Source organism: Streptomyces sp. NPDC012510 (assembly GCF_042955065.1).
Classification (GTDB): Bacteria; Actinomycetota; Actinomycetes; order Streptomycetales; family Streptomycetaceae; genus Streptomyces.
The window spans coordinates 22,603-46,167 of record NZ_JBIBEN010000039.1; the positions used below are offsets into that span (position 1 = coordinate 22,603).

The 23,565-nt window shown below is 67.7% G+C and carries 18 protein-coding genes and 3 pseudogenes; 6 read left to right on the plus strand and 15 right to left on the minus strand.

Annotation, left to right across the window (positions count from 1 at the left end; translation table 11 throughout):
- Positions 1–20 precede the first annotated feature (20 nt).
- Positions 21–887: an alpha/beta fold hydrolase gene (locus tag ACFY9I_RS40655; protein WP_391012067.1), complete on the minus strand. Its 867-nt coding sequence runs from the start codon at positions 885–887 to the stop codon at positions 21–23.
- Between the two features lie 66 nt (positions 888–953).
- Positions 954–1,949, minus strand: a complete 996-nt coding sequence (locus ACFY9I_RS40660; RefSeq protein WP_391012070.1) for a zinc-binding dehydrogenase — start codon at positions 1,947–1,949, stop codon at positions 954–956.
- Positions 1,950–2,106: 157 nt separating this feature from the next.
- Between ACFY9I_RS40660 and ACFY9I_RS40665 the strand changes: the two genes are divergently transcribed.
- Entirely contained in the window at positions 2,107–2,730 is a 624-nt protein-coding gene (locus tag ACFY9I_RS40665) for a TetR family transcriptional regulator (protein ID WP_391012073.1), read from the plus strand.
- Between the two features lie 389 nt (positions 2,731–3,119).
- On the opposite strand, the gene ACFY9I_RS40670 is transcribed toward ACFY9I_RS40665, so the two are convergent.
- Positions 3,120–4,130, minus strand: a complete 1,011-nt coding sequence (locus ACFY9I_RS40670; protein WP_391012075.1) for a 3-hydroxyisobutyryl-CoA hydrolase — start codon at positions 4,128–4,130, stop codon at positions 3,120–3,122.
- Positions 4,131–4,492: 362 nt separating this feature from the next.
- The gene (locus ACFY9I_RS40675) at positions 4,493–4,804 is read right to left on the minus strand and encodes an iron-containing alcohol dehydrogenase (protein WP_391012078.1); all 312 of its coding nucleotides are present in this window, start codon (positions 4,802–4,804) and stop codon (positions 4,493–4,495) included.
- A gap of 143 nt (positions 4,805–4,947) precedes the next feature.
- Here ACFY9I_RS40675 and ACFY9I_RS40680 point away from each other — a divergent pair, with 143 nt between their 5' ends.
- The 3 genes and pseudogenes from ACFY9I_RS40680 (at position 4,948) to ACFY9I_RS40690 (ending at position 8,510) form a co-directional block, all read left to right on the plus strand.
- Positions 4,948–5,859 carry an alpha/beta hydrolase fold domain-containing protein gene (locus tag ACFY9I_RS40680; protein WP_391012080.1) on the plus strand — a complete coding sequence of 304 codons (912 nt, stop codon included), beginning with the start codon at positions 4,948–4,950 and terminating at the stop codon, positions 5,857–5,859.
- Between the two features lie 191 nt (positions 5,860–6,050).
- Positions 6,051–7,209, plus strand: a pseudogene (locus ACFY9I_RS40685) (AMP-binding protein); the annotation flags it as partial.
- A 233-nt stretch (positions 7,210–7,442) separates the two neighbouring features.
- Positions 7,443–8,510 (plus strand): alkene reductase, encoded by a 1,068-nt coding sequence (locus tag ACFY9I_RS40690; protein WP_391012083.1) that lies wholly within the window; start codon positions 7,443–7,445, stop codon positions 8,508–8,510.
- A gap of 200 nt (positions 8,511–8,710) precedes the next feature.
- Here ACFY9I_RS40690 and ACFY9I_RS40695 read toward each other — a convergent pair.
- From ACFY9I_RS40695 to ACFY9I_RS40705, 3 genes and pseudogenes are all read right to left on the minus strand, one after another.
- Positions 8,711–8,806: pseudogene (locus tag ACFY9I_RS40695) on the minus strand (aromatic compound degradation protein PaaI); the annotation flags it as partial.
- Positions 8,807–9,155: 349 nt separating this feature from the next.
- Positions 9,156–9,281: pseudogene (locus tag ACFY9I_RS40700) on the minus strand (NAD(P)-dependent oxidoreductase); the annotation flags it as partial.
- 171 nt (positions 9,282–9,452) lie between these two features.
- A complete protein-coding gene (locus ACFY9I_RS40705) occupies positions 9,453–10,481 on the minus strand; it encodes a substrate-binding domain-containing protein (protein ID WP_391012086.1) in 1,029 nt (342 codons plus the stop codon).
- Positions 10,482–11,300: 819 nt separating this feature from the next.
- Here ACFY9I_RS40705 and ACFY9I_RS40710 point away from each other — a divergent pair.
- Both ACFY9I_RS40710 and ACFY9I_RS40715 read left to right on the plus strand, forming a co-directional pair.
- The gene (locus ACFY9I_RS40710) at positions 11,301–11,462 is read left to right on the plus strand and encodes a hypothetical protein (protein ID WP_391012089.1); all 162 of its coding nucleotides are present in this window, start codon (positions 11,301–11,303) and stop codon (positions 11,460–11,462) included.
- A gap of 105 nt (positions 11,463–11,567) precedes the next feature.
- Positions 11,568–12,293: an ABC transporter permease subunit gene (locus ACFY9I_RS40715; protein ID WP_391012092.1), complete on the plus strand. Its 726-nt coding sequence runs from the start codon at positions 11,568–11,570 to the stop codon at positions 12,291–12,293.
- A 244-nt stretch (positions 12,294–12,537) separates the two neighbouring features.
- Here ACFY9I_RS40715 and ACFY9I_RS40720 read toward each other — a convergent pair whose 3' ends face one another.
- From ACFY9I_RS40720 to ACFY9I_RS40755, 8 genes are all read right to left on the minus strand, one after another.
- Positions 12,538–13,941, minus strand: a complete 1,404-nt coding sequence (locus ACFY9I_RS40720; RefSeq protein ID WP_391012095.1) for a family 43 glycosylhydrolase — start codon at positions 13,939–13,941, stop codon at positions 12,538–12,540.
- Between the two features lie 40 nt (positions 13,942–13,981).
- Positions 13,982–15,772 (minus strand): glycoside hydrolase family 30 beta sandwich domain-containing protein, encoded by a 1,791-nt coding sequence (locus ACFY9I_RS40725; RefSeq protein WP_391012098.1) that lies wholly within the window; start codon positions 15,770–15,772, stop codon positions 13,982–13,984.
- 7 nt (positions 15,773–15,779) lie between these two features.
- On the minus strand, positions 15,780–17,213 hold the full coding sequence (locus ACFY9I_RS40730; RefSeq protein ID WP_391012100.1) for a non-reducing end alpha-L-arabinofuranosidase family hydrolase: 1,434 nt from the start codon (positions 17,211–17,213) through the stop codon (positions 15,780–15,782).
- 5 nt (positions 17,214–17,218) lie between these two features.
- Positions 17,219–18,652 (minus strand): family 43 glycosylhydrolase, encoded by a 1,434-nt coding sequence (locus tag ACFY9I_RS40735; protein WP_391012103.1) that lies wholly within the window; start codon positions 18,650–18,652, stop codon positions 17,219–17,221.
- Positions 18,653–18,666: 14 nt separating this feature from the next.
- A complete protein-coding gene (locus ACFY9I_RS40740; protein ID WP_391012106.1) occupies positions 18,667–20,154 on the minus strand; it encodes a family 43 glycosylhydrolase in 1,488 nt (495 codons plus the stop codon).
- A gap of 51 nt (positions 20,155–20,205) precedes the next feature.
- A complete protein-coding gene (locus tag ACFY9I_RS40745; RefSeq protein ID WP_391012109.1) occupies positions 20,206–21,726 on the minus strand; it encodes an RICIN domain-containing protein in 1,521 nt (506 codons plus the stop codon).
- The gene (locus tag ACFY9I_RS40750; protein WP_391012112.1) at positions 21,723–23,207 is read right to left on the minus strand and encodes a GDSL-type esterase/lipase family protein; all 1,485 of its coding nucleotides are present in this window, start codon (positions 23,205–23,207) and stop codon (positions 21,723–21,725) included. The genes ACFY9I_RS40745 and ACFY9I_RS40750 overlap by 4 nt, the downstream gene beginning before the upstream one ends.
- A gap of 62 nt (positions 23,208–23,269) precedes the next feature.
- The coding region (locus tag ACFY9I_RS40755) for an RICIN domain-containing protein (protein WP_391012115.1) at positions 23,270–23,565 on the minus strand (296 nt) is incomplete at its 5' end.

A 23,565-nucleotide genomic window follows, 5' to 3' on the forward strand; every position in this document is an offset into this window, starting at 1 on the left:
TTTTCCTGGTCAGGTGGCGGTCATCGGGCCAGGAACTCGACCGCTACGGGGGCGAATTCCTGGTGGTACTGGAAGATGCCGCCGTGCCCGGAGTCGGGGTAGATGATCAGCTCGCTGTCCTTGATGCGCCGGTGCAGGTCCTCCGACAGGACCGACGGCACCATGCGGTCGTTGTCGCCGTTGGCGATCAGGGTGGGCTGCGTGATCGACGACAGGTCGTCGGGAGCGGAGCGCCCCCACTTCTTGATCGCCTTCAGCTGCGTCTGGAACGCCTTGGTCTTGATCTCCGCGTCGCGGTCGACAGTGCGCTCCTTGAGCCGGTTGACGAACGCGCGCCCGGCGGCCTTGCCGGTGGCGTCGCGGTTGAAGAACAGGAACTCCTTGGGGTCCGAACGGGTCAAGGTGGCGCGCAGGATGTCCCAGTAGGTGATTCTGGCGACCTTGTCCATGTCCTTGCCGCCCTTGGGCCCGGTGCCGGTGAGGACCAGCTTGCGGACGAGCTCGGGGTGCTTCACCACCAGGGCCTGAGCGACCATGCCGCCGAGGGAGAAGGAGAAGACGTCGATCTTTTCGTACCCGAGCGCCTTGATGAAGGTGTAGGCGTCGTCGGCCATCGCCTCGACACTGTCCGGCACCTGACCGGTGGACGCCCCGACACCGCGGTTGTCGAAGGCGATGACGTGACGGCCCTTCGCGATGGGATCGATGATGCGGGGGTCCCAGTTGTCCAGGGTCGCGGCGAGGTGGACGAAGAAGACGACGGGGATACCGCCCTTCGGTCCCAGCTCGCGGTAGGCGTAGATGACGCCGCCGGCGCTGACGGTGCGGGCCGGGGCCTTGGCGTAGGAGGTGATGACGGCTTCGTTCGGGGTGTCGGTGCTGCTCATGACGGGTTCTCCTTGCATGTTCTGTGTCGCTGTGTGTTTCGTGTCGCCCGTCGCGGTTGCGGCGGGTCAGCTGTTGCCGATGACGGCCTTGCCGCGGATGCCGCCCTGGGACAGGGACTGCAGCGCATGCGGGGTCTGGTCGAAGGGGAACACCTTTCCCACGACCGGGCGCACCGCGCCCTGGTCGATGAGGGTGGTGATCTGGCGGAGCTGGTCGCCGCTGGCGCGCATGAGCAGGAACTCGTACGTCACGCCGAGCTTCTTGGCCTGCTTGCGGATCTTGCGGCTCAGGGCTGCGACCGCGAGGCGCAGCACCGGGTTCAGGCCGGCCTCGCGGGCGAACGCGGGGTCCGGGGGACCGGCGATCCCGATGGCTTTGCCGCCGGGCTTGAGCACCCGCAGGGACTTCTCGAGAGTCTCCCCACCGAGGCTGTCCAACACCAGGTCGTAGCCGGTCAGGAGCTGTTCGAAGTCCTGGGTGCGATAATCGATCACCGTGGCCGCGCCGAGCGCGCGCACGAAGTCCGCGTTGGAACCGCTGGCGGTCGTGGCGACGCTCGCACCGAGGTGCGCGGCGAGCTGGATCGCGATCGAACCGACCCCGCCGGCGCCGGCGTGGATGAGAACCTTCTGCCCGGGCCGCACCTTCCCGCGCTCCACCAGCGCCTGCCACGCCGTGAGCGCCGCCAGCGGCAGTGAGCCCGCTTCTTCCATGCTGATCGAGGCGGGCTTGAGCGCCAGGTCGCCCTCCGCGACAGCGATGCGCTCGGCGAAGGTGCCGATGCGGTCCTGGTCGGGCCGGGCGTAGACCTCGTCTCCGGGTTTGAAGCCGCGAACCGCCGTTCCGACGCTGATGACGGTGCCCGCAACGTCGTTACCCAGTATCAGCGGCAGCTTGTAAGGCAGGATCTGCTTGAACTCACCGGCGCGGATCTTCTCATCCAACGGGTTCAGCCCGGCGGCCTCCACCCGGACGAGCACGTCGTGCTCCCCCACAGTGGGCTCGGGGACCTCCGCCTCCTGCAGCGGCTCCTTGTACTTGGTGACAACGAACGCTCTCATGGGGCGCCACTCCTAATACTTGCCCTATTTGTCCAGGTCTGAGACTGGATCAGCGAACCCGCGCGACATCCGGGGATCTCGCAACCTCGCCTCACTCAGCTAATCTGAGTACACTCAACTATGAGTCTACTCAGAATTATTGTCAAGGGAGGTCCCCATGGGAAGCGGTCACATGCCGATCGGGCGCCGCGAGAGGGCCAAACAGGACAAGCGCGAGCGCATCATGACCGCCGCCCGTGAGCTGTTCGTCGAACACGGTGTCGACAGGGTCACGACGCAGCAGGTCGCCCGCCGGGCCGATGTCGCAATCGGGACGCTCTACCTGTACGCGTCCACGAAGGCCGAGTTGCTGATCATGGTGCAGAACGAGAAGTTCGCCGCCGCCCTCGATTCCGGCCTCGCCGCCGCGAACGCCGCCGTCGGACAGGGCGCGCTGGAGCCGGTCATCGCTCTCATCCGCCCCGTGGTGGAGTGCGTGAGGGAGCACATCGAGAACGGCCGCACATACCTGCGCGAACTCGTCTTCGGCGACCCGGCCGAGCCCTACCGGCAAGCGGGTCTGACCCTTGCCGGCCGCCTTGAGGACGGCATCACCGACCTGCTCACCCGCAACGAGTACATCGGCGCCGCCGACGCGGCAACGCTGGCGCGGGTGATCACCGCGATCATCCATATCAGCACCACCGCCACCGTGTGCCTGCACCGCAGCGACGAAGCCGTGCTCGCCGACATCCGCGACCAGATCCACGCCACCCTGGCGCCGCACATCCGCGCCGCATGACCGCTCGCTCCACGAGCCGACCATCTCCCCGGAACGGGGGCACTTCGTGAGCACGCACTACGGCATCGTCACCATCGGCGCCGGAACCGCGGGCACGTCACCGCGATCCGCGCCGCGCAACTCGGCAAGAACATCCTGCCCGGCAGTCCGGCAGTGCGGCAGCCCGGCAGTCCGGCAGTCCGGCAGTCCGGCAGTCCGGCAGTCCGGCAGTGCGGCAGTCCGGCAGTGCGGCAGTCCGGCAGTGCGGACAACGGACAGCCGCAAGCCCTGCCCCTAACCCGCACACCCGGTCAAGTGCGTTACAGCTGATCGAACCACGCGCCGAGCTGACCGGGGCAAGGTCTGCCTCGCCCCGGTCAGCTCTGAGAACCTGCTCACGGCGCACATGCTCACGCCGGCAGCGTCTGTCCGCCCTGCGCCTCACGTTCCCAGGTGGGACTGCGGTCCTTGTCGACCAAGGCCGCTCGGACGCCCTCCAGGAAGTCCGGCGTGCGGATGGTCGTGCGCGTGAGAGTGAGTTCGGTTTCAAGGCACTCGCGCAACGTCTGCTGTCTGCCCCGGGCCAGCAGGTTGTGAGTGATCTCCAAGCTCTGCGGCGAGGCGGACTCCAAGGCGACCAACGCGCCTGCCGCCCAGGCGGTGTCGAGGTGACGCAGGCGTTTCTCGATCTCGTCGAGGGTCGGCGCACCGAACGCCCAGTCCATCTCCTCGCGTACCTCCGCCAGCCTGCTCTCCCCCACCGGGGAACGGTCGGCAAGGCGGTTCAGGACGACGTCCACCGGAGCGCCGGGGCTGTCTGCCAGGGCATCTCCGACCGCACCGAACCTGTCCGTGGGGACGAAGTGCGTGGCCAGCCCCGTGTACAGGGCGTCGGCAGCGTCGAGACGGTGCCCGGTCAGTCCCAGGTACATGCCTATCGCGCCGGGTAGCCGCGGCAGAAAGTAGCTGGCCCCGACGTCGGGGAAGAAACCGATCCCGGTCTCGGGCATCGCCAGCACCGCACGCTCGGTGACGACGCGGAAGGTGCCGTGGACCGACAGACCGAGACCACCGCCCATGCACATGCCGTCGATGAGGGACACGACCGGCACGGGATACTCAGCGATCCGGGCGTTGAGCCGGTACTCGGAGGCGAAGAACCGCTCACTGGCCTCGGCATCCCCAGCGAGGCTGTGCTCGCGGATCGTGCGGATATCGCCGCCGGCGCAGAAGGCCTTCACGCTGGTGCTGGCGATCACCACAGCGGACAGCGGTGTGTGCTCCCATGCGGCGAGCGCACCGTCAATGGCCGCGACCATGCCTGTCGTCAGGGCGTTGAGCGCCTTGGGTCGGTTCAGAAGGATCCGGCCGACGCCCCGGTGCACGTCGGCGAGAACCTCGCCCTCAGCAGTGTCAGTCATGCGTCTCATCTCGCACTCCGCGCGGACCTGGCTGTTGTGCCATCACCGTTCTTCAGTCGCCGGCCTTCAGCCGTAGATCTGCGCGTAGAGGTCCTGGATCTCGTCCACGGTGGCACAACGGGGTTGTTGGCGGGGGACCCGGACGCGAGCGCCTGCTCAGCCAACAGGGCGACAGACGGACCACTCGTCCTTGGCGATGCCCGTTGGCCCGAGGGGCGGGCACCTCAAGATCCTCGCACAGATCGCGGAGCGCCTCCACAACCTCCCGGCCGCCAGGGCATCGCCGTCGCCATCGGCGGCAACTCCGAGCGCGCGGGCGCAGTCGGCGTACCGGCTCTCGGCGGCCGGTACGGAGAACGCCGTCACCGCGGGGAAGAGCATCGCGTTCGCAGAGCGCGAGCGACGTGGAAGCGCGCGCCGATCGGGCGGCTCATGCCGTGCCTGAGCGCCACGCCGGCGCTGGAGAAGGCAATGCCGGCCTGGGTCGCGGCGAGCATCATCGCCTCGCGAGCCTCGGAGTCTCCCCCGTCCGCGTAGACGCGGCGGAGGTGGTGGCCGATGGTCCGGATCGGGTTCAGCGCAAGGCCGTCGGAGAACGGATCGGCCTTGCGGCTCACGTACGCCTCGACGGCATGAGTGAGCGCGTCGACGCCGGTGTCGGGGGTCGCCCGCACAGCGCCGCCGCGCCCCCGCAGCCAGAGGCGACACCCCTCCTAGGTTTACTTTTCTATACTCAGCCAGTAGCGTCACGACCAGCACATCAACCTGGCTGCACGCGGGACGAGGGCGTGGCAGCAACCTGCGAAGGAGCACCACCATGGGAGCAAGCCCAGAGGCACGGCAGTTCGCCCAGTTCCTCGAGAGCGTGAGCGCGAAGTCCTCGACGCCGGGGCTCGACCTGGCCATCGTCCGCGACATCGTCGACTCGAACCAGAAGGCGTCGACCGAGCCGGAAGGCGTCACGTACGCCGAGGTGGACGCGGGCGGCGTCCCCGCCCTCTGGGCCATCCCCGAGGGAGCCGATCCCGACCTGGCTCTGCTCCACTTCCACTTCGGCGGGTCGGTCACCGCCTCGATGCACTCGGACCGCAAGGCTGCGGGCCATATCGCGAAGGCGGCGGGCGCCCGCTCTCTCGTCGTGGACTTCCGCCTGGCGCCCGAACACCCTTACCCGGCGCAGCTCGACGACGCCGAGACGGCGTACCGGTGGCTGCTCTCGCAGGGCTATGAGCCGCGGAACATCGGCAGCACGGGCCATTCGATCGGCGGCACCCTCGCGGTGATGCTCCCGCTGCGCCTGCTCGCGCAGGGGGAGGCGACCCCGGGCGCGATCGTCAGCGTCTCGCCGTGGACCGACCTCACCATCCAGAACCCGTCGGTGGACGAGAACGAAGACAACGACAAGATGCTCAGCAGGAACACTCTTGAGCTCTTCCGCGGAGCCTGGCTCCAGGAGCCCGGAGTGGACTTCGCCGATCCGAAGATCAGCCTCGTGAACGCCGATCTGACAGGCCTGCCTCCCACGATCGTCCTCTACGGCGAGTACGAGACCCTCGCCGACGACGGCGCCCAACTGGGCCGTCGCCTCGAGGACTTCAAGGTCACCTCCGAGGTCCACCCGCTGCCCGAGGGACAGCACTCGTTCGTCCTGGGCGCGGGGCGTGTACCCGAGGTGGACGAGGCGATCCAGCGGATGGGTCAGTGGCTCCGCAAACACCTCGGCGCGTGAGCTGAAACCACACCGGGCGGAGCGGCCTTTCGGCCGGACCGCCGCACCACCGCGATGGCGGTGACCGGTCCGCCGGTCCGCCGGTCGTCGGCATCCTGCTCGACCATGTCGGCCGGCATGCGCTGCCTGTGTCCGACACGGTTCCGCACACAGCCACACCACCGTCCCTTGATGCCACAAAGGAGTGCGCGATGGGAACGGACGAGGACGTCTTCCGCGCCAGTACCGAGGACCCGAAGAGTTTCTGGCTGAAGGCTGCGGAGGGCATCGACTGGGATGTCACCCCACGACACGCCCTGGACTCCTCGGGCGCCCCCTTCCACCGCTGGTTTCCCGACGGTCGGCTCAACGTGTGTTTCAACGCGGTCGACCGGCACGTCGAAGCCGGCCGCGGTGAACAGGCTGCGCTCATCTATGACTCACCCGTGACCGACACCCGGCGCACCTACACCTATGTCCAGTTGAGGGACGAGGTGGCGGCTTTCGCGGGAGCACTCGCGCGGCTCGGTGTCGGGCACGGCGACCGTGTGGTGATCTACATGCCGATGGTCCCCGAGGCCGTTGTCGCGATGCTGGCCTGCGCACGTATCGGCGCTTGCACTCGGTCTCTTCGGCGGGTTCGCCCCGCGCGAACTCGCGCTGCGCATCGACGGCGCGGACCCCAAGGTGGTCGTCTCCGCCTCCTGCGGCATCGAGGGCAAGCGTGTCGTCGCGTACAAGCCCCTGCTCGACGAGGCGATCGAGCTCGCGGCCCACAAACCGGGGAAAAGCGTGATCCTGCAACGCCCGCAGGAGACGGCCGAGTTGGGGCCTCACGATCTCGACTGGGCCGACCTGGTGGCTGCCGCGCCGTCGGCCGACTGTGTTCCCGTCCCCGCAACCGACCCCCTCTACATCCTCTACATCTCCGGAACCACCGGAAAGCCCAAGGGAGTCGTGCGTGACTGCGGCGGCCACGCGGTCGCCCTCCACTGGTCGATGGGGGCCGTCTACGACGTGGGCCCGGGCGAGACGATGTTCACCGGCTCCGACGTCGGCTGGGTCGTCGGGCACTCGTACATCGTCCACGCGCCATTGCTGGTCGGCGCGACGACGAGGCTGTACGAGGGCAAGCCGGTGGGCACCCCGGACGCGGGCCAGTTCTGGCGCGTTGCCGCCGAGTACGGGGTCAGGGCCATGTTCACGGCACCCACCGCGTTCCAGGCCATCCGCAAGCAGGACCCGAAGGGAACGCTCACCGCTGGCTACGACCTGACCGGCCTGCGCCACCTCTTCCTCGCCGGCGAGCGCCTCGATCCCGAGACCTACCACCGGGCGAGCGATCTGCTGGGCATCCCGGTGATCGACCACTGATGGGGCCCCATGCCGGGACCCATTTGCCACAGCCCACCCGACCGCATAATATTACGATCGTAATTTGATAGCCGATGCCGATGCCGATGCCGATGCCGACTCCGACTCGGTCGGCGGGCGCAGGGCGGGTGCGTCTTCGGACCCGGAAGCAGAAGAGCCCGGTGCCCACGTCCACTCGGTGTCCGCCCCCGGCCCTTTGGAACCACCACCCATCACCTGAGGAATCACCCATGCTCAACGCCCTGTGGAACCCGACCGTCGTCGGAGAGATCGCCCTGCCGCACCGGCTGGCCATGGCCCCCCTGACCCGCAGCAGGGCCACTCCGGACGGCGTGCCGACCGAGCTGAACGCCGAGTACTACGCCCAGCGCGCCTCGCACGCGCTCATCATCACCGAGGGCACCCAGCCCTCCGCCGACGGCCAGGGCTACCCGGTGACCCCGGGTATCTACACCGAGGATCACATCGCCGGTTGGCGCAAGGTCACCGACGCCGTGCACAAGGCCGACGGACGCATCGTCATCCAGCTGATGCACACCGGGCGCATCTCCCACCCGGACAACACCCCCCACCACCGGCAGCCGGTAGCCCCCTCCGCGATCAAGCCGGCCGGCCAGACGTTCACCCCGTCCGGGCTCCAGGAGATGCCGGAGCCACGCGAGCTGTCCACCGAGGAAGTCGCCGCGACGGTCAACGACTTCCGGCGCGCCGCCGCGGCCGCCATCGCGGCCGGCGCCGACGGCGTCGAGATCCACGGGGCCAACGGCTACCTGGTCAACCAGTTCCTCTTCCCCAGCGCCAACCAGCGCACCGACCAGTACGGGGGCTCCCTCGACAACCGCATCCGCTTCGCGGTGGAGATCGCCACGGCCGTGGCCGACGAGATCGGCGCCGGCCGCACCGGCATCCGGATCTCTCCCGGCAACCCCTTCAACCTCAACGACCTCGCGGAGAGCGACCCGCACGAACTCTACCCACACCTCCTGCACGCCCTCGCTCCCCTCAACCTCGCCTACCTGCACATCGGCCACGGCGGCGACGAGGAACTCCTCTCCACCCTCCGCAAGTTGTGGCCGACCACGCTGATCCTCAACCGGGCCGGTGCCGACATCGCCACCCGCGCCAAGGACGTCGAAGACGGTCTGGCCGACGTCGTCACCGTCGGCACCATGGCCCTCGCCAACCCCGACCTCGTCGAGCGCGTACGCTCCGGCGCCCCCCTGAACACCCCCGACCCCGCCACCTTCTACGGCGGCGGCGCGGCCGGCTACACCGACTACCCCACCCACACCGCCTGACGAAGAGCACGACGCCCGAAGGAATCATCTCCCTCGGGCACCTGGGCACGACTGCGGCACACGGCAACCGGCGACCCGAGGAGTCATCGGGCCGCCACCAACGTGCGCCGCAGTCGTTTCACCTCGCACTCCGGCGTTCCGCGCCGAGATCAAGGGAGTCCGGCATCACAGCCCAGACCGATACCGGTCGCCGCCGAAGCTCACCCCTGCGAGGGAGGCACCGGGAAGAGCATGCAGCTACTGGTGGCATGGGCAAGCAGACGGTCCGTGCCGTCGACCAACTGCGCCTGAGCGAGTGTGACCAGGCTTTTTAGTTGGCACCGCTGTACGTTCCTGACCTGCGGCGATGCCAACAACAGTCAGCGGCATCCATGACGGCGCAAGCATTTTAGTTGGCACATTGGTACACCCCAGGTCAGGGACACTACGTCGGGACTCACGGAGCGGTGGCCCTAGAACACGACCATGCCAGGGGCAGTGCCTAGCTCGGCAGTACGCGATGGTCGACCACGCAAGACGGCCAGGTCTTGGGCAGTACCTGACAGTCCAGGAGTGGTCACCAGGCGGCAAGTGGGCTTCTCGCCCAAAGTGTGCCATCGGTTGAAACAGATGGGCGATTCCACCATCGTCAGCGAGCTGATTGCCGGTCACGTCGAGCACGGCCCTGATACGACCGGTGGCGAGCTCGCGTACCAGTGCCTCGGTGTCCACGAGGCTGCCGCGGGCGGTATTGATCAGCGCCGACCCGTCCGGCAGCAGCGCCAGCCGGCCTCGAGCAGCTCCCGCAGCCGGACCAGCAGGTCCGGCGGGAAGAGCTGGGGCAGATTCGGTGAACCCCCATTGCTCGTCGCTGAGTTGCCTACGTGTCACACCCAGCGTCCTACCAGGTCCTGCCCCCGCAAGGGACCAAAACCCGAGATTGATCACGACCTCACACAGGCCCTAGTCCGGGCCTGGGGCTTCGCCCACGTTGGGGCAGACCGAGTCGCGGACGACGATGTGCGTGCCCAGCAGGACGTGCTCGGAGGCCCCGGGTGTCTCGCTCTTCAACGCGAGCCGCACGGCGGTACGCCCCAGCTCCTCGTGCGGGATGTTAACGGTGGTGAGGTCGATGTCGGCGGCCGGGGGGAGGTCGTCGAATCCGACCATCGACACATCCTCCGGAATGCGCAGCCCGCGCTCTCGCAGCGCCTCGCGCGCGCCCGCGGCGATCAGGTCGTTGCTGGCGAAGACGGCGGTGAAGTCCCGCGGCCCTGCGTCGAGTCGCTCGCGCATCATGCGGTAGCCCTCGCGCCGCACCATTCTCGCGCCGTCGACCTCCAGCCCGGGATCACGCGGTACGCCGTGCGCGGCCAGGGCGGCACGGTAACCGGCGACCCGGCTCTCCGGCGTCGTGTACCCGGACCGCCGGCCGAGGAACAGGATGCGCTTGTGGCCCGCCGAGAGCAGGTGGCTGGTAGCGGCGAACGCGCCCCCGGTGTTGTCGTACTCGACCACGATGGCCGGTACGTCGGGGCCCAGCGGCGGGCGGCCGCACAGCACCAGCTGCGAGCCGGCCGCGGCCAGTGCGCGGGCATAGCCGGCCATGCGCTCGCGGTAGGCCTCGTCGGGGTTGATGTTCCCCACGAGAATGACCGCTTCGGCGTGCTCTTCGCGCATCAACTGGATCGTGGCCAGCTCGCGTTCGAGATCTCCGCCGGTGGTGCCGACAATGCAGAGCCGGCCCGCACGCGCGGCCTCCTCGTGTACCCCCTGCGCCACATGTGCGTAGTGCGGGGAGATGACGGAATTGACCACGATGGCCACGCTCTTGGGCCGCACACCCGCGAGTCCCCGGGCGTGGGCGTTGGCCACGTAGTCGAGTTCGCGTACGGCCCTCATGACCTTGCTGCGCGTGGCAGGGGCGTTGGGGTACGTACCGGAGAGGATGCGCGAGACGGTGGCGACCGAGACGCCAGCATGTCTGGCCACGTCCTTGATCGTCGCAGGGCGGGGCTTTCCGTCGCCGGAAGCGATCCGACGCGGCATCCGACCTCCCTGCATCCCGTTCTATTGCCCTCGGTGTTAACCGTTTAAACTCGATGATGAGCCGATCGATGTGACACGTCAAGCACGAGGGAGGCGGGAACACACCGCTCTTGACATGCCCTCCTTACAGTGCTTCCATCGCGCCCTGTGTAAACGGTTCAACATGCGCTCATGCTCCGCACTTGTACGAGCATGAGGAGCTCGCATGGAGCACATGCACAGACGTCGGAGCGGGTTGCGCCGGGCAGATTCCACCGCGGTGGCAGCGGCCGGGGCGATGATCCTCGTCGTCGGCCTCTCGCAGCTGGGCACCGCCTCCCCCGGCACCGGTACGGCTCAGGGCACGACCGCGGCGGCCGCGCGTCCGATGGAGAACCTGGGGCGCGGCGTCGTGGCCGTGCACTCCGGCGGACACGACGGTGCGGGTACGGGAGGCGGCCGACGGCACGCTGGTGACCGTGCCCGACCCCGGCACCAGCGCCCTGCTGACGGTCCACGGACCGCACGGCCCGGTCCGCGTGCTGGTGCTCTCCGCCGAGCAGGGGCGGCAAGTCAGCCGCGTCCATATCTGGGGATGCGACCGGCTGGTGCTCTGCGACGACCTGGTGCTCGCCGACGGCGAGGAACTGCGCGTGCACACGGGCGCCGCCCCGGACATCGCCCTCCTCCCTGCGCCGCCCGGGCTGACCGGCACCACCGCAGGACCCGGCGTCCGGGACGGCGCGTTCACCCGCTGGAGCCTGAGCCCGCCCGCGTCTGTGCTTGGTGCAGGTCTACGAGGAGTTCTTCGCCAACAATCGCTACGGCTACGGCTCCGCGATGCTGTGGGTGTTCTTCCTGGTCATCCTGGTGGTCACGCTCATCGTGCTGCGCACCAGCCGGCTGTGGGTGCATTACGAGGTCGACAGTGAGGCTGAACGATGACGCAGACCACCGCTGCCACGCCGCCCGCCGTCAGCACACCGCCTGCTACCCGGCGCCGGCGCCCACGCCCGCCGGGGCAACGCGGCGCGCACCTACCTGATCCTGATGGCGCTCGCGGTACTTTTCATTGGTCCGTTCGTCTGGCTTCTGCTTGCCGCGTTGAAGACCAAGGCGGAATGGGTGACGATCCCGGCGAAGATCCTGCCGGAGGAACCGCAGTGGGGGAATTTCACGCAGGCCCTCACCGAGATCAACTTCCCGGCGTACCTGGGGAACTCGGCGTTCCTGTCGTTCATGTTCGCGACTCTTGTGACGTTGTCCAGCGCGGCGGTCGGGTTTGGCTTCGCCCGCCTGCGTGGGCGCGGCAAACGCCCGCTGTTCGTGGTGGTGCTGTCCACCATGATGCTGCCGCAGATCCTCACCCTGATCCCGACGTACGTGCTGTTCGCCAGGGTGGGACTGGTCAACACGTACTGGCCATGGGTGATGTGGGGCCTCGCGGCGTCGCCATTCCTGGTGTTCTTGTTCCGCCAGTTCCTCGCCGCCATCCCCGCCGAACTGGAGGAGGCGGCGATCATCGACGGGTGCGGGTACGGCCGGATCTTCGTGCAGATCTCCCTGCCGCTGTCCCGGCCCGTGCTGTTGACTTCGTTTCTGCTCTCGTTCACCTGGACCTGGGGCGATTGGATCGCTCCGGCCCTGTTCCTCGATCCCGACACCAGACCACACTGTCGGTCGCTATCGCGTCGTTCTACCTCGACCCTCATGGCAACCCCGACGCCACGGTGCAGGCGGCCGCCGCCACCCTGTACGTCGTACCCGTCCTGGTGATCTTCCTGTTCGCTCAGCGCTACTTCATCCGCGGCGTCGTCAGTTCGGGCTTGAAGGGATAAACCTCGATACGCCTGGTTCTGCGGTCGCGGATGGCGCGACCGTCTGATCCACCGCATCCGCCGTGAACGCGACCGCGGCCCATGCCACGGCGCCGCAATGGCTTCACCGAGTCCGAAGACGCCCGCCTGCTGGACACTGCCCACCCGACCTCACGCCGCCATACCCCCGCTGATGAGGATCCCTATATCGGGTCGACGCCGTCAATGGTCGGCACGACCGGTCGGATGCTGCCATCGGCATTGAAGTACAGGCGGTCGATCATGGTTTCGCGGTGGGTGCCGTCACCGTTCGGGATGGCGAAGCGGTGGTAGGCGATGTACCACTGGTCGGTGCCGGGGACCTGGACGACCGAGTGGTGACCGGTGGCCTTGATGCCTTGGCTCAGGTCCTTCTGGAGGATCGTCCCGACGCGGTTGCTCCAGGGCCCGGTCGGTGAGGAGCCGGTGGCGTAGGCGACCCGGTAGTCCTCTGAGCGGGTGTCGTTCTCCGCCCACATGAAGTAGTACGTGTCGCCGCGCCTGGCGACGAAGCTGCCCTCGTTGTAGTTCGCTGGCCGGTAGGTGCGCACCTGCGAGGAGTTGAACGAGACCATGTCGCTGTTCAGCGGCACCTGGTGCGAGGAGCCCTGGCCCCAGTACAGGTACGACCTGCCGTCGGCGTCGGTGAATACGGCCGGGTCGATCATCTGGCCCGCATAGGAGCCGGCCGGCACGAGCGGCTTGCCGAGGGCGTCGCGGAACGGGCCGGTGGGTGAGTCGGCCACCGCCACACCCAGGTGCTTGCGGGTGTCGCCGCTGGCGCGACCGGCCGAGAAGTAGAAGTAGTACTTGCCGTTCTTCTCGGCGATGCCCGGGGCCCAGGCCGAGTTGTCCGCCCATGCGATGTCGCTGTCGACGTCCAGGATCACGCCGTGGTCGGTCCAGTTGACCAGGTCCTTGGAGGAGAAGGCCCGGAACTGGGTGCCCGACCAGCCGGCGAAGCCGTCGGTGGTCGCGTAGAGGTAGTACGTGTCGCCGAACCGCACGATGTTGGGGTCGGCGAACAGTCCCGGGATCGCGGGGTTCGACACCGTGTTCAGCTCCCACTGCTGGTGGGTCCCGGTGCCGCAGGTCTGCTGCCGGAGGCGGGTGCCGTTGGCGGTCGAGGCGCCCGGGACCTCGAGGCATTTGCCGGAATGCCGCGCCATCAGCCGGGTGTGGCCGGCGCCGGTGTTCTCGATCTTCCACTGCTGGTTGGTCCTGGAGGAGCACGACCACTGGATGACCGCCGCGTTGTCGGCGGCAGAGGCACCCGAGACGTCCAGGCACTTGCCGGAGTGGCGGGCGGCGAGCTGCACATACCCGTTACCGAGGTCGCGGATGCGCCACAGCTGATTCAGCCCGTCATTGCACGTGTACTGGCCGACCTCGGCGCCGTCGGCCGTCGAGGCGCTGACGACGTCGGCGCACTTGCCCGAATGCCGGGCGATCAGCTCGACTGAGGTCCCATCGGTCAGATGGTGGGCGGCCGCCGCCGGGGAGACGGTGGTGAGGGCCAACCCGAGGCCGAGTATGCCGGTGAGCGCCGTTCTGCCTGCCGTTCGCATGACAACTCCTGAAGGTGTGATCGGAGGAATGTGGGTGCTGTCAGCCCGGGGCGAGTTCGACGTAGTCGAGGTTGGGCAGACCGCCGGCGTCGGTGGGATTGAAGCGGATGATGTTGCTGCCCTCGCCGACGTTGACGGTCAGCGTCTTCGAAATCCACCTGGACCATGCGCCCGTGCCCTCGAACGACACCTGCTGGACTCGCGTGCCGTTGACGATGAGATCCGCGGGCCGGGCCGTCGTGGTGCCATTGGCGAACCTGACCGCGATGGTGGCGGTGCCCGCGCTGGCCGCGTTCACGGTGAACTGTGCATAGGCGCCGGCGGCGCTGTCACCGTTGCAGAATCCGGTGCCCGAATAGCCGGGCCAGTCGGCGTCGATGGTGCCGCTGCACACCGCCGGCGCCGACTCCGCCTCGTACCGCGAGGCGGAGTCGCTGCCCCGCACGACGTAGGTGACGGCCGACCGCGCCGGCACGGTTGCGGTGAAAGCACCGTCCGTCACGGCAAGCGCGGGCTGGGCCGTCATGCTGTTGTCGCCGTTCGTGAGGTACGGCGTCGCCATGCCGCCGCCGATACCGGTGTTCCGCAAGGAGAACGTGACCTCGTTGGCGCTCGTTGCCGCGTTGAGGGCGACCATGACCACGGTGCCGTCCGTGTTGCGGAAGGAGGACATGCGCAGATTCCTGTCCGATGTCGATGCTGCGATTCGGGTCGCGCCCGGACGAATGAACCGGCTGTAGTTGGCCATCGCCCATAGCCGTTTGGACACGCGGTAGGCATCGCCATCGAGCTGGATGAAGCCGCGGGTGGCCCCGGTGGATGCGCCATACCAGTACACGTAGGCGTTGACGTTGCCACCGGTCAGCGCCGTGTGAATCTCATTGGCCACCCGGTATCCGTCGTAGCCGCTGCCGTCGTCCCAGGCTTCGTTCCACGTGGTGCCGTCCGGTGACCACTCGGACATCCACGTTGGTTTCGATGTGGGCAGGGGTGTGCTCGGGTAGCTGCCGTACGAGTGACCCGTGTGCAGGTCGACCAGCCCGCGTGCTGTGCTGTCGGCCTCGATCGCATGGGTATAGGTCTTCTGCCCGTCCCAGCCGACCACATCGCAGCACGCCATCTTCAGCCCATTGGCGTCCGCGATCGGCCCGAGGACCCTGCTGAACTCCACCGCTTGCGCCGGCGTCAGCCGCATCGACGAATAGTCGGTGGTCCAGTTCGGCTCGTTGGTGAAACCCAGATCGGTGATGGCGATCCCTTCCTGGGCGTAGAACTTGGCGAACTGCACCAGATAATTCGCGTAGGCGCGCCGCCAGTCGCCGCCGGCGCACGAAGCGCCCGACAGCCCGCACAGCGTGCCGCCGTTGGTGTCGCTGCCGTTGGTCTTCATGTAACCCGGCGCACTCCACGCGTCGGCGTAGAACCGGTTGACCCCGTAAGCCTTCGCCTGTTGCGCCAGCCAGACCTGGCCATCGTCGTTGCCGTTCCAAACATAACGCGGTGTCGCGTTCGGACCACCGGGATTCACCGGCTGGATGGAGCCGCTGCCGGAGGCGATCCCCAGCCGCAGGATCGACAGCCCCGCACCGGTGGAACGCGACAACAGCAGGTCCAGGACCTCCTGTTGCTTCTGGGCCGACAGTCCCTGCGAGCCGCGCATGATTGCCGAACGGCCGAAGAATTCGGAGAAGCCAAAGCCATCGATCTTCTGGTATTCGGTCGAGCCGTTCACGGTCACCGTTGCGGCCGCCGGAGCCGGGGGTTCGACCGCGGCAGTGCCAGCGACAGCCGTTATCATCGCGGCCATCACGGCGAGCAGTCGACTTTTCATGGCAACCTCAGCAGGTCGAGTTCGTTTGGGTGAGCAGGCCGAGCCGCCACGGCAGCAGGCTGTACGGGTCGCCGGCATTCGGGTCTTTGCCCTGATACAGGTACCGCATCCCGCACGGGCTGATGGGCAGTGTCTGGTCGATGCCGTTGCGGATCATCTCGCCATGGCTGATGTCGCGCGTCCACGTCGTGCCGCTGAATGTCACGTTCGCCGCGCCGGCGAACGGACTGGCCTCTGTCACGGCCAGCGCCGTCCACGGTCCGGTGATGGCCGGTGACGTCCACGAGCGGAAGTAGCGCTTGCCGCCGGAGCCGATCGCCTCGACTATCAGCAGGTATTGGGAGCTCGCCACACGGTATACGTTGGCCGCTTCCCACAGCGGATATCGAGCGCTGTCCTCCATGGCGATGACGGTGTTACCGAAGCCGTTGGGGAAGTTCGACAGTGACGTCTCCGACCGGTACAGGTGGCCGTTGTCGTCGGAGGAGAACAGGTGACATTTCGCGCTGTCGCAGATCACCCAGAAGTCGACCCAGTAACCGTTGCCGATGTTGTCCCTGATGATCTGCGGCATTCCGTCGGCGTAGAAGGGCTTCGGCGCGCTCCACGACCGCGGGTTGCTGATGTCGGACGTCGTCGAGTACGCCGCGTTCGATCCGGTCTGGAAGACGAGATACCACTTTTGCTGTGGCGCGAAGTAGAACACCTGGGGCGCCGCTTTGTAGCCGCCGCCGATCGCGGTCTGGTCGAGGTAGTGCTGCGTGGCAGAATTCGCCTGCGACCAGTCGGTGAAGTTCAGATACACCATGCTGTATGCACCACTTTGGTTGGTGGTCGTGGCGAAGACGTGATACCGGCCGTTGTGGTGCACGACCGACGGGTCCTTGAGTGCGCGGATGTTGTGCGTCGCATCGGATTTCGGCGAGATGAGTATCCCGCTGGAGCTCCACTGGAAACTGCCCGGAAGCCCGCCCCCGAGATTGAAGTCCAGATAGTCGATGTTGGGCAGCCCGGTGGCGGCAGCCGACCTGATACGGATGGTGTGGTCTCCGGCGCTCACCGGCACCGTGAGCGTTTTCGTCGTCCAGGACGACCAGGAACCGGTGGGCTCGAACGAGACACTTTGGACGGTCGCGCCGTCGACCATAACCTCTGCCGGGCGCGCGGTTGTTCCACCGCTGGCGAAGCGTATGCCGAGCGTGGCTGTGCCCGCCATCGCCGTGCTCACGGCAAATTGTGCGTGCGCGCCGACGGCATTGTCCGTGTTGCAGAAGCCGGTGCCGGAGAACCCGGACCAGTTCGCATCGATGGTGCCGACGCAAGTGGCGGCGGCACTCTCCGCCTCGTACCGCACCGCCGCCGCGTGCGCCGAACTGCCCGGCACCACAACGAGCGTACTGATGAGCAGGCATAAGCCCGCGATGGCGGACTTCAGTCGCATGACGGCTACTCCAGGTGGAAAGTGGCGTCCGCGCGGTCGGTGGCGGTGCTCAGCGGCTGGGCGTGGAGCGCGTCGCTGTAGTGGCGCAGGTAGCGGCCCGGGGTGCTGACGGACTCGAAGCTCACCGCGGCCGGGTCGGCCTGGCCTGCCCGCCGGGTGAAGCTCGCACCGTTCTTGAACCCGGTCGTGCCGTCGCTCTTGTCCAGCCAGATCTCGTAGTCCCGGTTCCGCAGGTAATAGCCGGGATTGCTGGTTGACTCCAGCGACACCGTGCCGCTTCCGGCCAGCCCGGGGACCATACGGAACTGCGACTCGGCCAGGTTCGTCATATCCGCGTCGATCCGTCCGCGGAACGAGACCTGCCGGATGTAGCGGTCCGGGAAGTTGTACGACCTGAACCGGTACGGCGTCACCCCGTCCGGCACCGGGATGCCGAAGTTCGGTGTGCCGTCGGCGTTCCAGTACAGCTTCTGGATGCGGGTCCGCCGGTTCGGGTCGCCCAGCGGATCGCCGCTGATGTCGCGGTAGCTGCGGTCGTGGTAGACGAGGATGTCGCTCTGCCCGTCCTCGGAGACCGTGAACGAGTTGTGCCCCGGGCCGTACTGGCTCGTCGCGGCGTTGCTCCTGAATACCGGCTGCTGCCTCTTGCTCCACGACGCCGGGTTCATCAGGTTGGCGGTCACCGGAGCGGTCAGCATTCCCATGCAGTAGTTGCTGTCCGTGGCGCTGGCCGAGTAGGTCAGGAACACCCTGCCGTTGCGGATGAGCACCGACGGGGCTTCGTTGACCTTGTGCCCTTTCGTCTCCCACGACAGCGTCGGCACGCTCAGCCGTGCCGGGGTGCCGGAGATCGTCCACGGATTGCTCATCGGCGCCAGGAAAAGGCTGCTGTTGTTGCCGATCGTCGGGTCCTGCTGGGCCCAGGCCAGGTAGCGGGTGCCGTTGTACGCGAATGTGGTCGCGTCCAGGGAGAACGTGTCCGCGTGGGTGACGATGCGCCCCTTTTCGGTCCACGTGCCGGTGAACGGGTCGGCGCTGCTGTTCTCCAGCACCCACATCCGGATCCGCCAGACGTCGTTGCTGCGGCCCGCGGCGAAGTAGATGTACCACTTGCCGTTGATGAAGTGGATCTCCGGCGCCCAGATGTGGGCACCCATGTCCCCGCTGGCGTGCTTGCGCCAGATCACCGACTCGCTCGCGCCGCCCAGCCCTTGCAGCGTCGGTGCCCGGCGCAGGACGATCCGGTCGTACTCGGGCACCGTCGCGGTGCAGTAGTAGTAGCCGTCGGTGTGCCGGAAGATGTGCGGGTCGGCCCGCCGTGCGATCAGCGAGTTCGTGTACGTCACCGGCGGTGACGCCCATGCCGCTGATCCGGTCAGCAGGGTTGCTGTGGCCGCCGCGCCCAGTGCGGGGACGGCGAGGAAAGTACGTCTGCGCATCGGTCACTCCTTCCTCAGACGGGTTGCAGCTGCCACTGCTGGCAGTTGTTGTTCAGCCAGCGCCACTGTCGTACGTCGGCTCCGTCGGCGGTGCCGCAGCCGGGGGCGTTGGCGACCTTGCCGCTGTTGACGTTGGTCAGCCGCACCCAGCCGCCCTGATCGGTGACGATCATGCGGAATTTCTGGCAGTTGTTGTTCAGCCACGGCCACTGGTGGATGTTGGTGCCGTCGGCGGTGCCGCAGGCGTCGACGTCGAGCGCCTTGCCGCTGCGGACGTTGACCAGCCGGCTGGTGTCGTTGCCCTGGTCCTCGATGCGCCACTGCTGGTTGGTGCTGCCGGTGCAGCTCGACTGGATGACGTCCGCGCCGTCGACGCTGGAGGCGCCGGACACGTCAAGGCATTTGCCGCTGTGGCGGTTGACGATCCGGTACGCGGACGACGTGGCCGCGGTCTCGCCGGCCGGGCCGGCGAGCGTCACGCCGGTTGCCGCCGGAGTCCCGAGGTTCGGCGTCCCGTTCGCGTTCCAGGTGAACTTCTGCGCCCGGGTGGTCCGCGCGTTGCCGCAGCCGCCGTTGGAGGCCGAGTTCGCGTGGTAGACGATCCAGTTCTCGGTGCCGTCCGGGGAGGTGAAGAAGCCGTTGTGACCGGGCCCGTAGGCCCTGTTGGCATCATTGCGCTGAAAGACCGGACCGGCTGCCTTGGCCCAGGACGAGGCGGACAGCGGGTCGCCTCCGTTGTAGGTGAGCAGGCCCAGCTTGTAGTCGGCGGTCTGGCACGAGCTCGCCGAGAAGGTGACGAAGGTCTGGCCGTTGCGCTGCAGCGCCACCGGGGCTTCGTTGACCGGCGCGCCGGACCGCTCCCACGAGTTGGCCGGCTGCGAGATGACGCTGAACGTGCTGCTGGCGAGGGTGTACGGGTTGCTCATCGGCGCGATCACCAGGCTCTGCGCACTGCCGCCCACGAACCCGCTGCCGAGTAGGTAGAGCGAGCCGCCCAGCCGCAGCACGCTGGCGTCGATGAGCCAGCCACCCGGGGTGAGATTGGGGCCGGCGAGCTTGTTCTTGTACGTGTACGGGCCCATCGGGTCGGCGCCGGCGCTCTCCAGCACATGGGTGCGCTGGCTGTCGCAGCAGGCGGCGCCGACCTGGCCGGCGGAGTAGTACAGGTACCACCGGCCGTCGATGAAGTGGATCTCAGGGGCCCAGAAGTTTGTCCCGCGCGAGGACGTGCTGTCCTCCCAGACCTGCACGCTGGGCGCGGTGGCGAGCCCGGCCAGCGTCGGCGACTTGCGCATCAGCAACTTGTTGGTGAACGTCGTCGTGATCAGGTAGTAGTTGCCGTTGTAGTACTCGAGCCAGGGATCGGCCCCCTTCTGAGCCTTGATCGGATTGGTGTACGGGCGGCCCGGTGCGGCGGAGGCCGGCTGCGCGATGCCGACAGACAGCGCCGTGCACAGCGCCATCAGCACGGCAAGGAGGACGCGGTAGCGAGTACCGGACATGTCGGAGCCCTTTCGACAATGGTCGTTTCGGTCGCTCCACGACGGGGCGGCTCAGCCCCAGCGCTGCAGCAGCCGGTCGTACTCGGCCTGGGTGACGGGGAGGACGGTGCCGTGGCGCGGCCGGCCGGGCAGGGAGTAGCCGGAGACGGGCGTCCATTGCCGGGCGTTCAGGTCGGTGGTCGTGAACGGGACGTAGCCCCGCCCGCCGTACTCGTCGATGAACATGTACCAGCGCTCGTCGGTATTCGATTTGAAGACCAACGGGCCCTCGCCCTGGCTGATCGCGTTGTTCCCGAGGCATTCGGCGACGAACGAATAGGTGCGGTTGAGGATGGTCGCCGACTTCTCCGCGAGGATGAACTTGCCGCACGCGGTCTGCGACGCGCTCCGCTCGTCCTTCGTGAAGCGGTAGTACGTGCTGTCGTGCTTGATCAGCGTCGAGTCGATCGTCGAGTAGCCCTTGTCGACCCAGACCTGTGGGGCGCTGAAGGTCCGGAAGTCGGATGTGGTGGCGTACATCATTCGGTTGTAGCTGCTGCCGGTGTGGTTCGGATCGCCGGCCGAGTACAGCTTCGATGCCCAGAAGACGACGTACTTGCCGAGTTCTTCGTCGTAGTACGCCTCCGGGGCCCACGTATTGCCGGCCGTGTCCGGTGAGACGCGTGCCAGGCGTGGCGCGCTCCAGTTCACCAGGTCGGTCGACTCCCAGACCACGATGGATTTGCTGCCCGTCCGCTGGACCTGGTCCCAGTTGCCGTTGCCGTACATCCGCAGGTCGGTGGCGATCTGGTAGAACTTGTCGCCCTGCGGCGAGCGGATGATGAACGGGTCGCGCACGCCGCGGGTGCTTACGGTCGAGGTCAGCAGGGGCCGCCCGCTGTTCAGCTGCCGCCACCGGGTCGGGTCGTTGCCCTGGCTGAGCGCGAAGTAGACCTGCTCGCCGGCGGAGGTGTTCTCGCCGGTGAAGTAGGTGAAGAGATAGCCGGCGTACTTCGGGACCGGAGCCGCGTCGACGCGGACCAGTTGCCACTGCTGGTTGGCGGCGCCCGTGTCGGTGTACTGGGAGATCCGCGCGCCGTCGGCGGTGGAGCGCTCCCAGACGTCCAGCGCCTTGCCGCTGTTGCGGTTGATGAGTTTGACGTATCCGCCGTCGGTGTCCACGACGCGGAATTGCTGGTTGGTGCCGCCGGTGTCGGTCCGTTGGATGACGTTCGCGCCGTTCGCCGTGGACGCCGAGGAGACGTCCACCACCTTGCCGCTGTGCCGGGCCCGGAGCTCGTGGTAGCCGCTGCCGGAGTCGACGAACTGGAACTGCTGGGCGGCCCGGTCGGCGCGGGTCTGCTGCTGGACGGCGGCGCCGTCGGCGGTCGACTGGTCGGCGATGCCGATTGCTTTGCCGCTGTGCCGCGCCACGAGCTGGTAGTACACGCCCGGATCGATCACGGCCGCGTTCGCCGACGGTCCCACGATCGCCGCGAGGCAGCTGGCGATCAGTGCGCCGACAAGGACGAATATCGTGCGGCGGCGTAACGGACGTCTCGGAGCGGCCGGTGCGTGGAAAGGCTGTCTCATGGAACCCTCCTGGGTTGCAGATAGCTGACCAGGGACAGGTTGTGTTCGCGGACCCCCTCGACGACCAGGTCCGCCATCTTCCCGGCGCCGTACTCGGAGAAGTGGGTGTTGTCCTTGACCCCGTCCTCCGACTGGCGCAGGTAGAGCCTGGCGGAGTCGTTCGGGCCCATCGACTCCACCAGCGCTTTGCTCTTGGCGGTCAGGTCGATGACCGGCACGTTGAGCGCGGAGCCGAGCCTGCGCATCTCGGCCGGCAGGTCGACGCCCACGCCGTTGACATGGAGCGCGGTGGGTGTGAGCCGGCCACCGTTGAGCTGCCGCCGTACCGGTGGTGTGACGAGAACGGGGTCGCCGCCCTTTTCCCGCACCTGGTTGATCATGGAGGTGAGGTTGCTGCGGAACGCCGATGCCGACGTGGACTTGTCGTTGTGCCCGAACTGGATGAGTACCAGGTCGCCCCTCTTGATCAGCGGCTTCATGGTGGGGAACAGCGCAGAGTTGCGTAGGAAGCTCCCCGAACTCTCGCCGGAGTCCCCGTAGTTGGCGATGGCCGCGCCCGCCGTCACATGCGTGGGCAGGATCTGGCCCCAGCCGGTCCACGGAGCGAGCGTCTGGTCACATGTCGTGGAGTCCCCCGCCAGGTACACCGCCAGGGGGTTGGTCGCCGCCTGCACCGTCAGGCCGGACAGCTGCGGCGCCTTTCCGGTAAAGGTGATGTCCAGTCCGGGCCTGCCCGTCCCGCCTTGGCCCGTCGGCTGGCCCTCCGGCTGCCGGACGTTGATGGTGAAGGTGTGCTGGGTGATCGTGCCGGCCGCGGTGTCGACCGCGGGCAGGACGCGGCGGCGCGCCTCCACCGACATCGAGGTGTTGCCCGCCGCGGCGCGGTCGCCGATCCATGCGGTGACGGTGTAGTTGCCGGGAGCGACGTCGAAGTGGCAGACGATGGGCGCGCCGCCGGAGCACTGCGGCGGCCGGCCGGGAGGCTCGGGCGATGTGCCGGCCTCGACGTCGAGGTAGTCCACATTGGGCAGACCGCCGGCGCCGGTCGGACTGAGCCGGATCGTGTTGCTGCCTGGATTCAGCCGCACGGCCGAGGTTTTCGTGGTCCACCTGTTCCATCCGCCGGTGGGCTCGAATGACGTCGACAGCACGGTGACGCCGTTCACCATCACGGCGGCGGGGCGTGCCGTGGTGGAGCCGTTGGCGTATCGGATCGCCAGCGTCGCCGAACCTTCCTCAGTCGCGCTCACCGTGAACTGCGCGGCCGCGCCGACCTCGTTGTCGCCGTCGCAGAATCCGGTGCCGGAGTAGCCGTCGTGGTTCGACGCGATGAGCCCATCGCATGTGGCCGGCGCGGTTTCCGCCTCGTACCGTGGGGCCGCGGCGGACGCCACCGCGGGGCTGACTATGTGGCCGGCGCCGGCCAGTATTGCGGCAAGTACGGCAGTGAGCAGCGCTCCGCGCCGTCTGGCTAAAAGCATGATCGACCTCCAGAAGCGTGGAGTGGGGCGGTGCCGGATCATCGGCCCCGCCCCACCACACGTCAGACGCGGCGACGGGCGAAGCGCTGGTTGGCGTTGCCGGAGTAGGTGTACTGGGTGATGCGGGCGCTGTTGGCGGTGGAGTTCTCCCAGACGTCCATCGCCAGGCCGGACTCCCGGTTGACGAGGCTGATCACGTCACCGCCGTGGTCGACGACGCGCCACTGCTGGCCGGTGGCGCCGGAGTCGGTCTGCTGAACGATGTCCGCGCCGGTCGTGGTGCCGGTGGGCTGGAGGAACAGGCCACTGTGCCGGGCCTTGACGCGGACGTGGCCGTCGCCGGCGTCCACGAACTCGA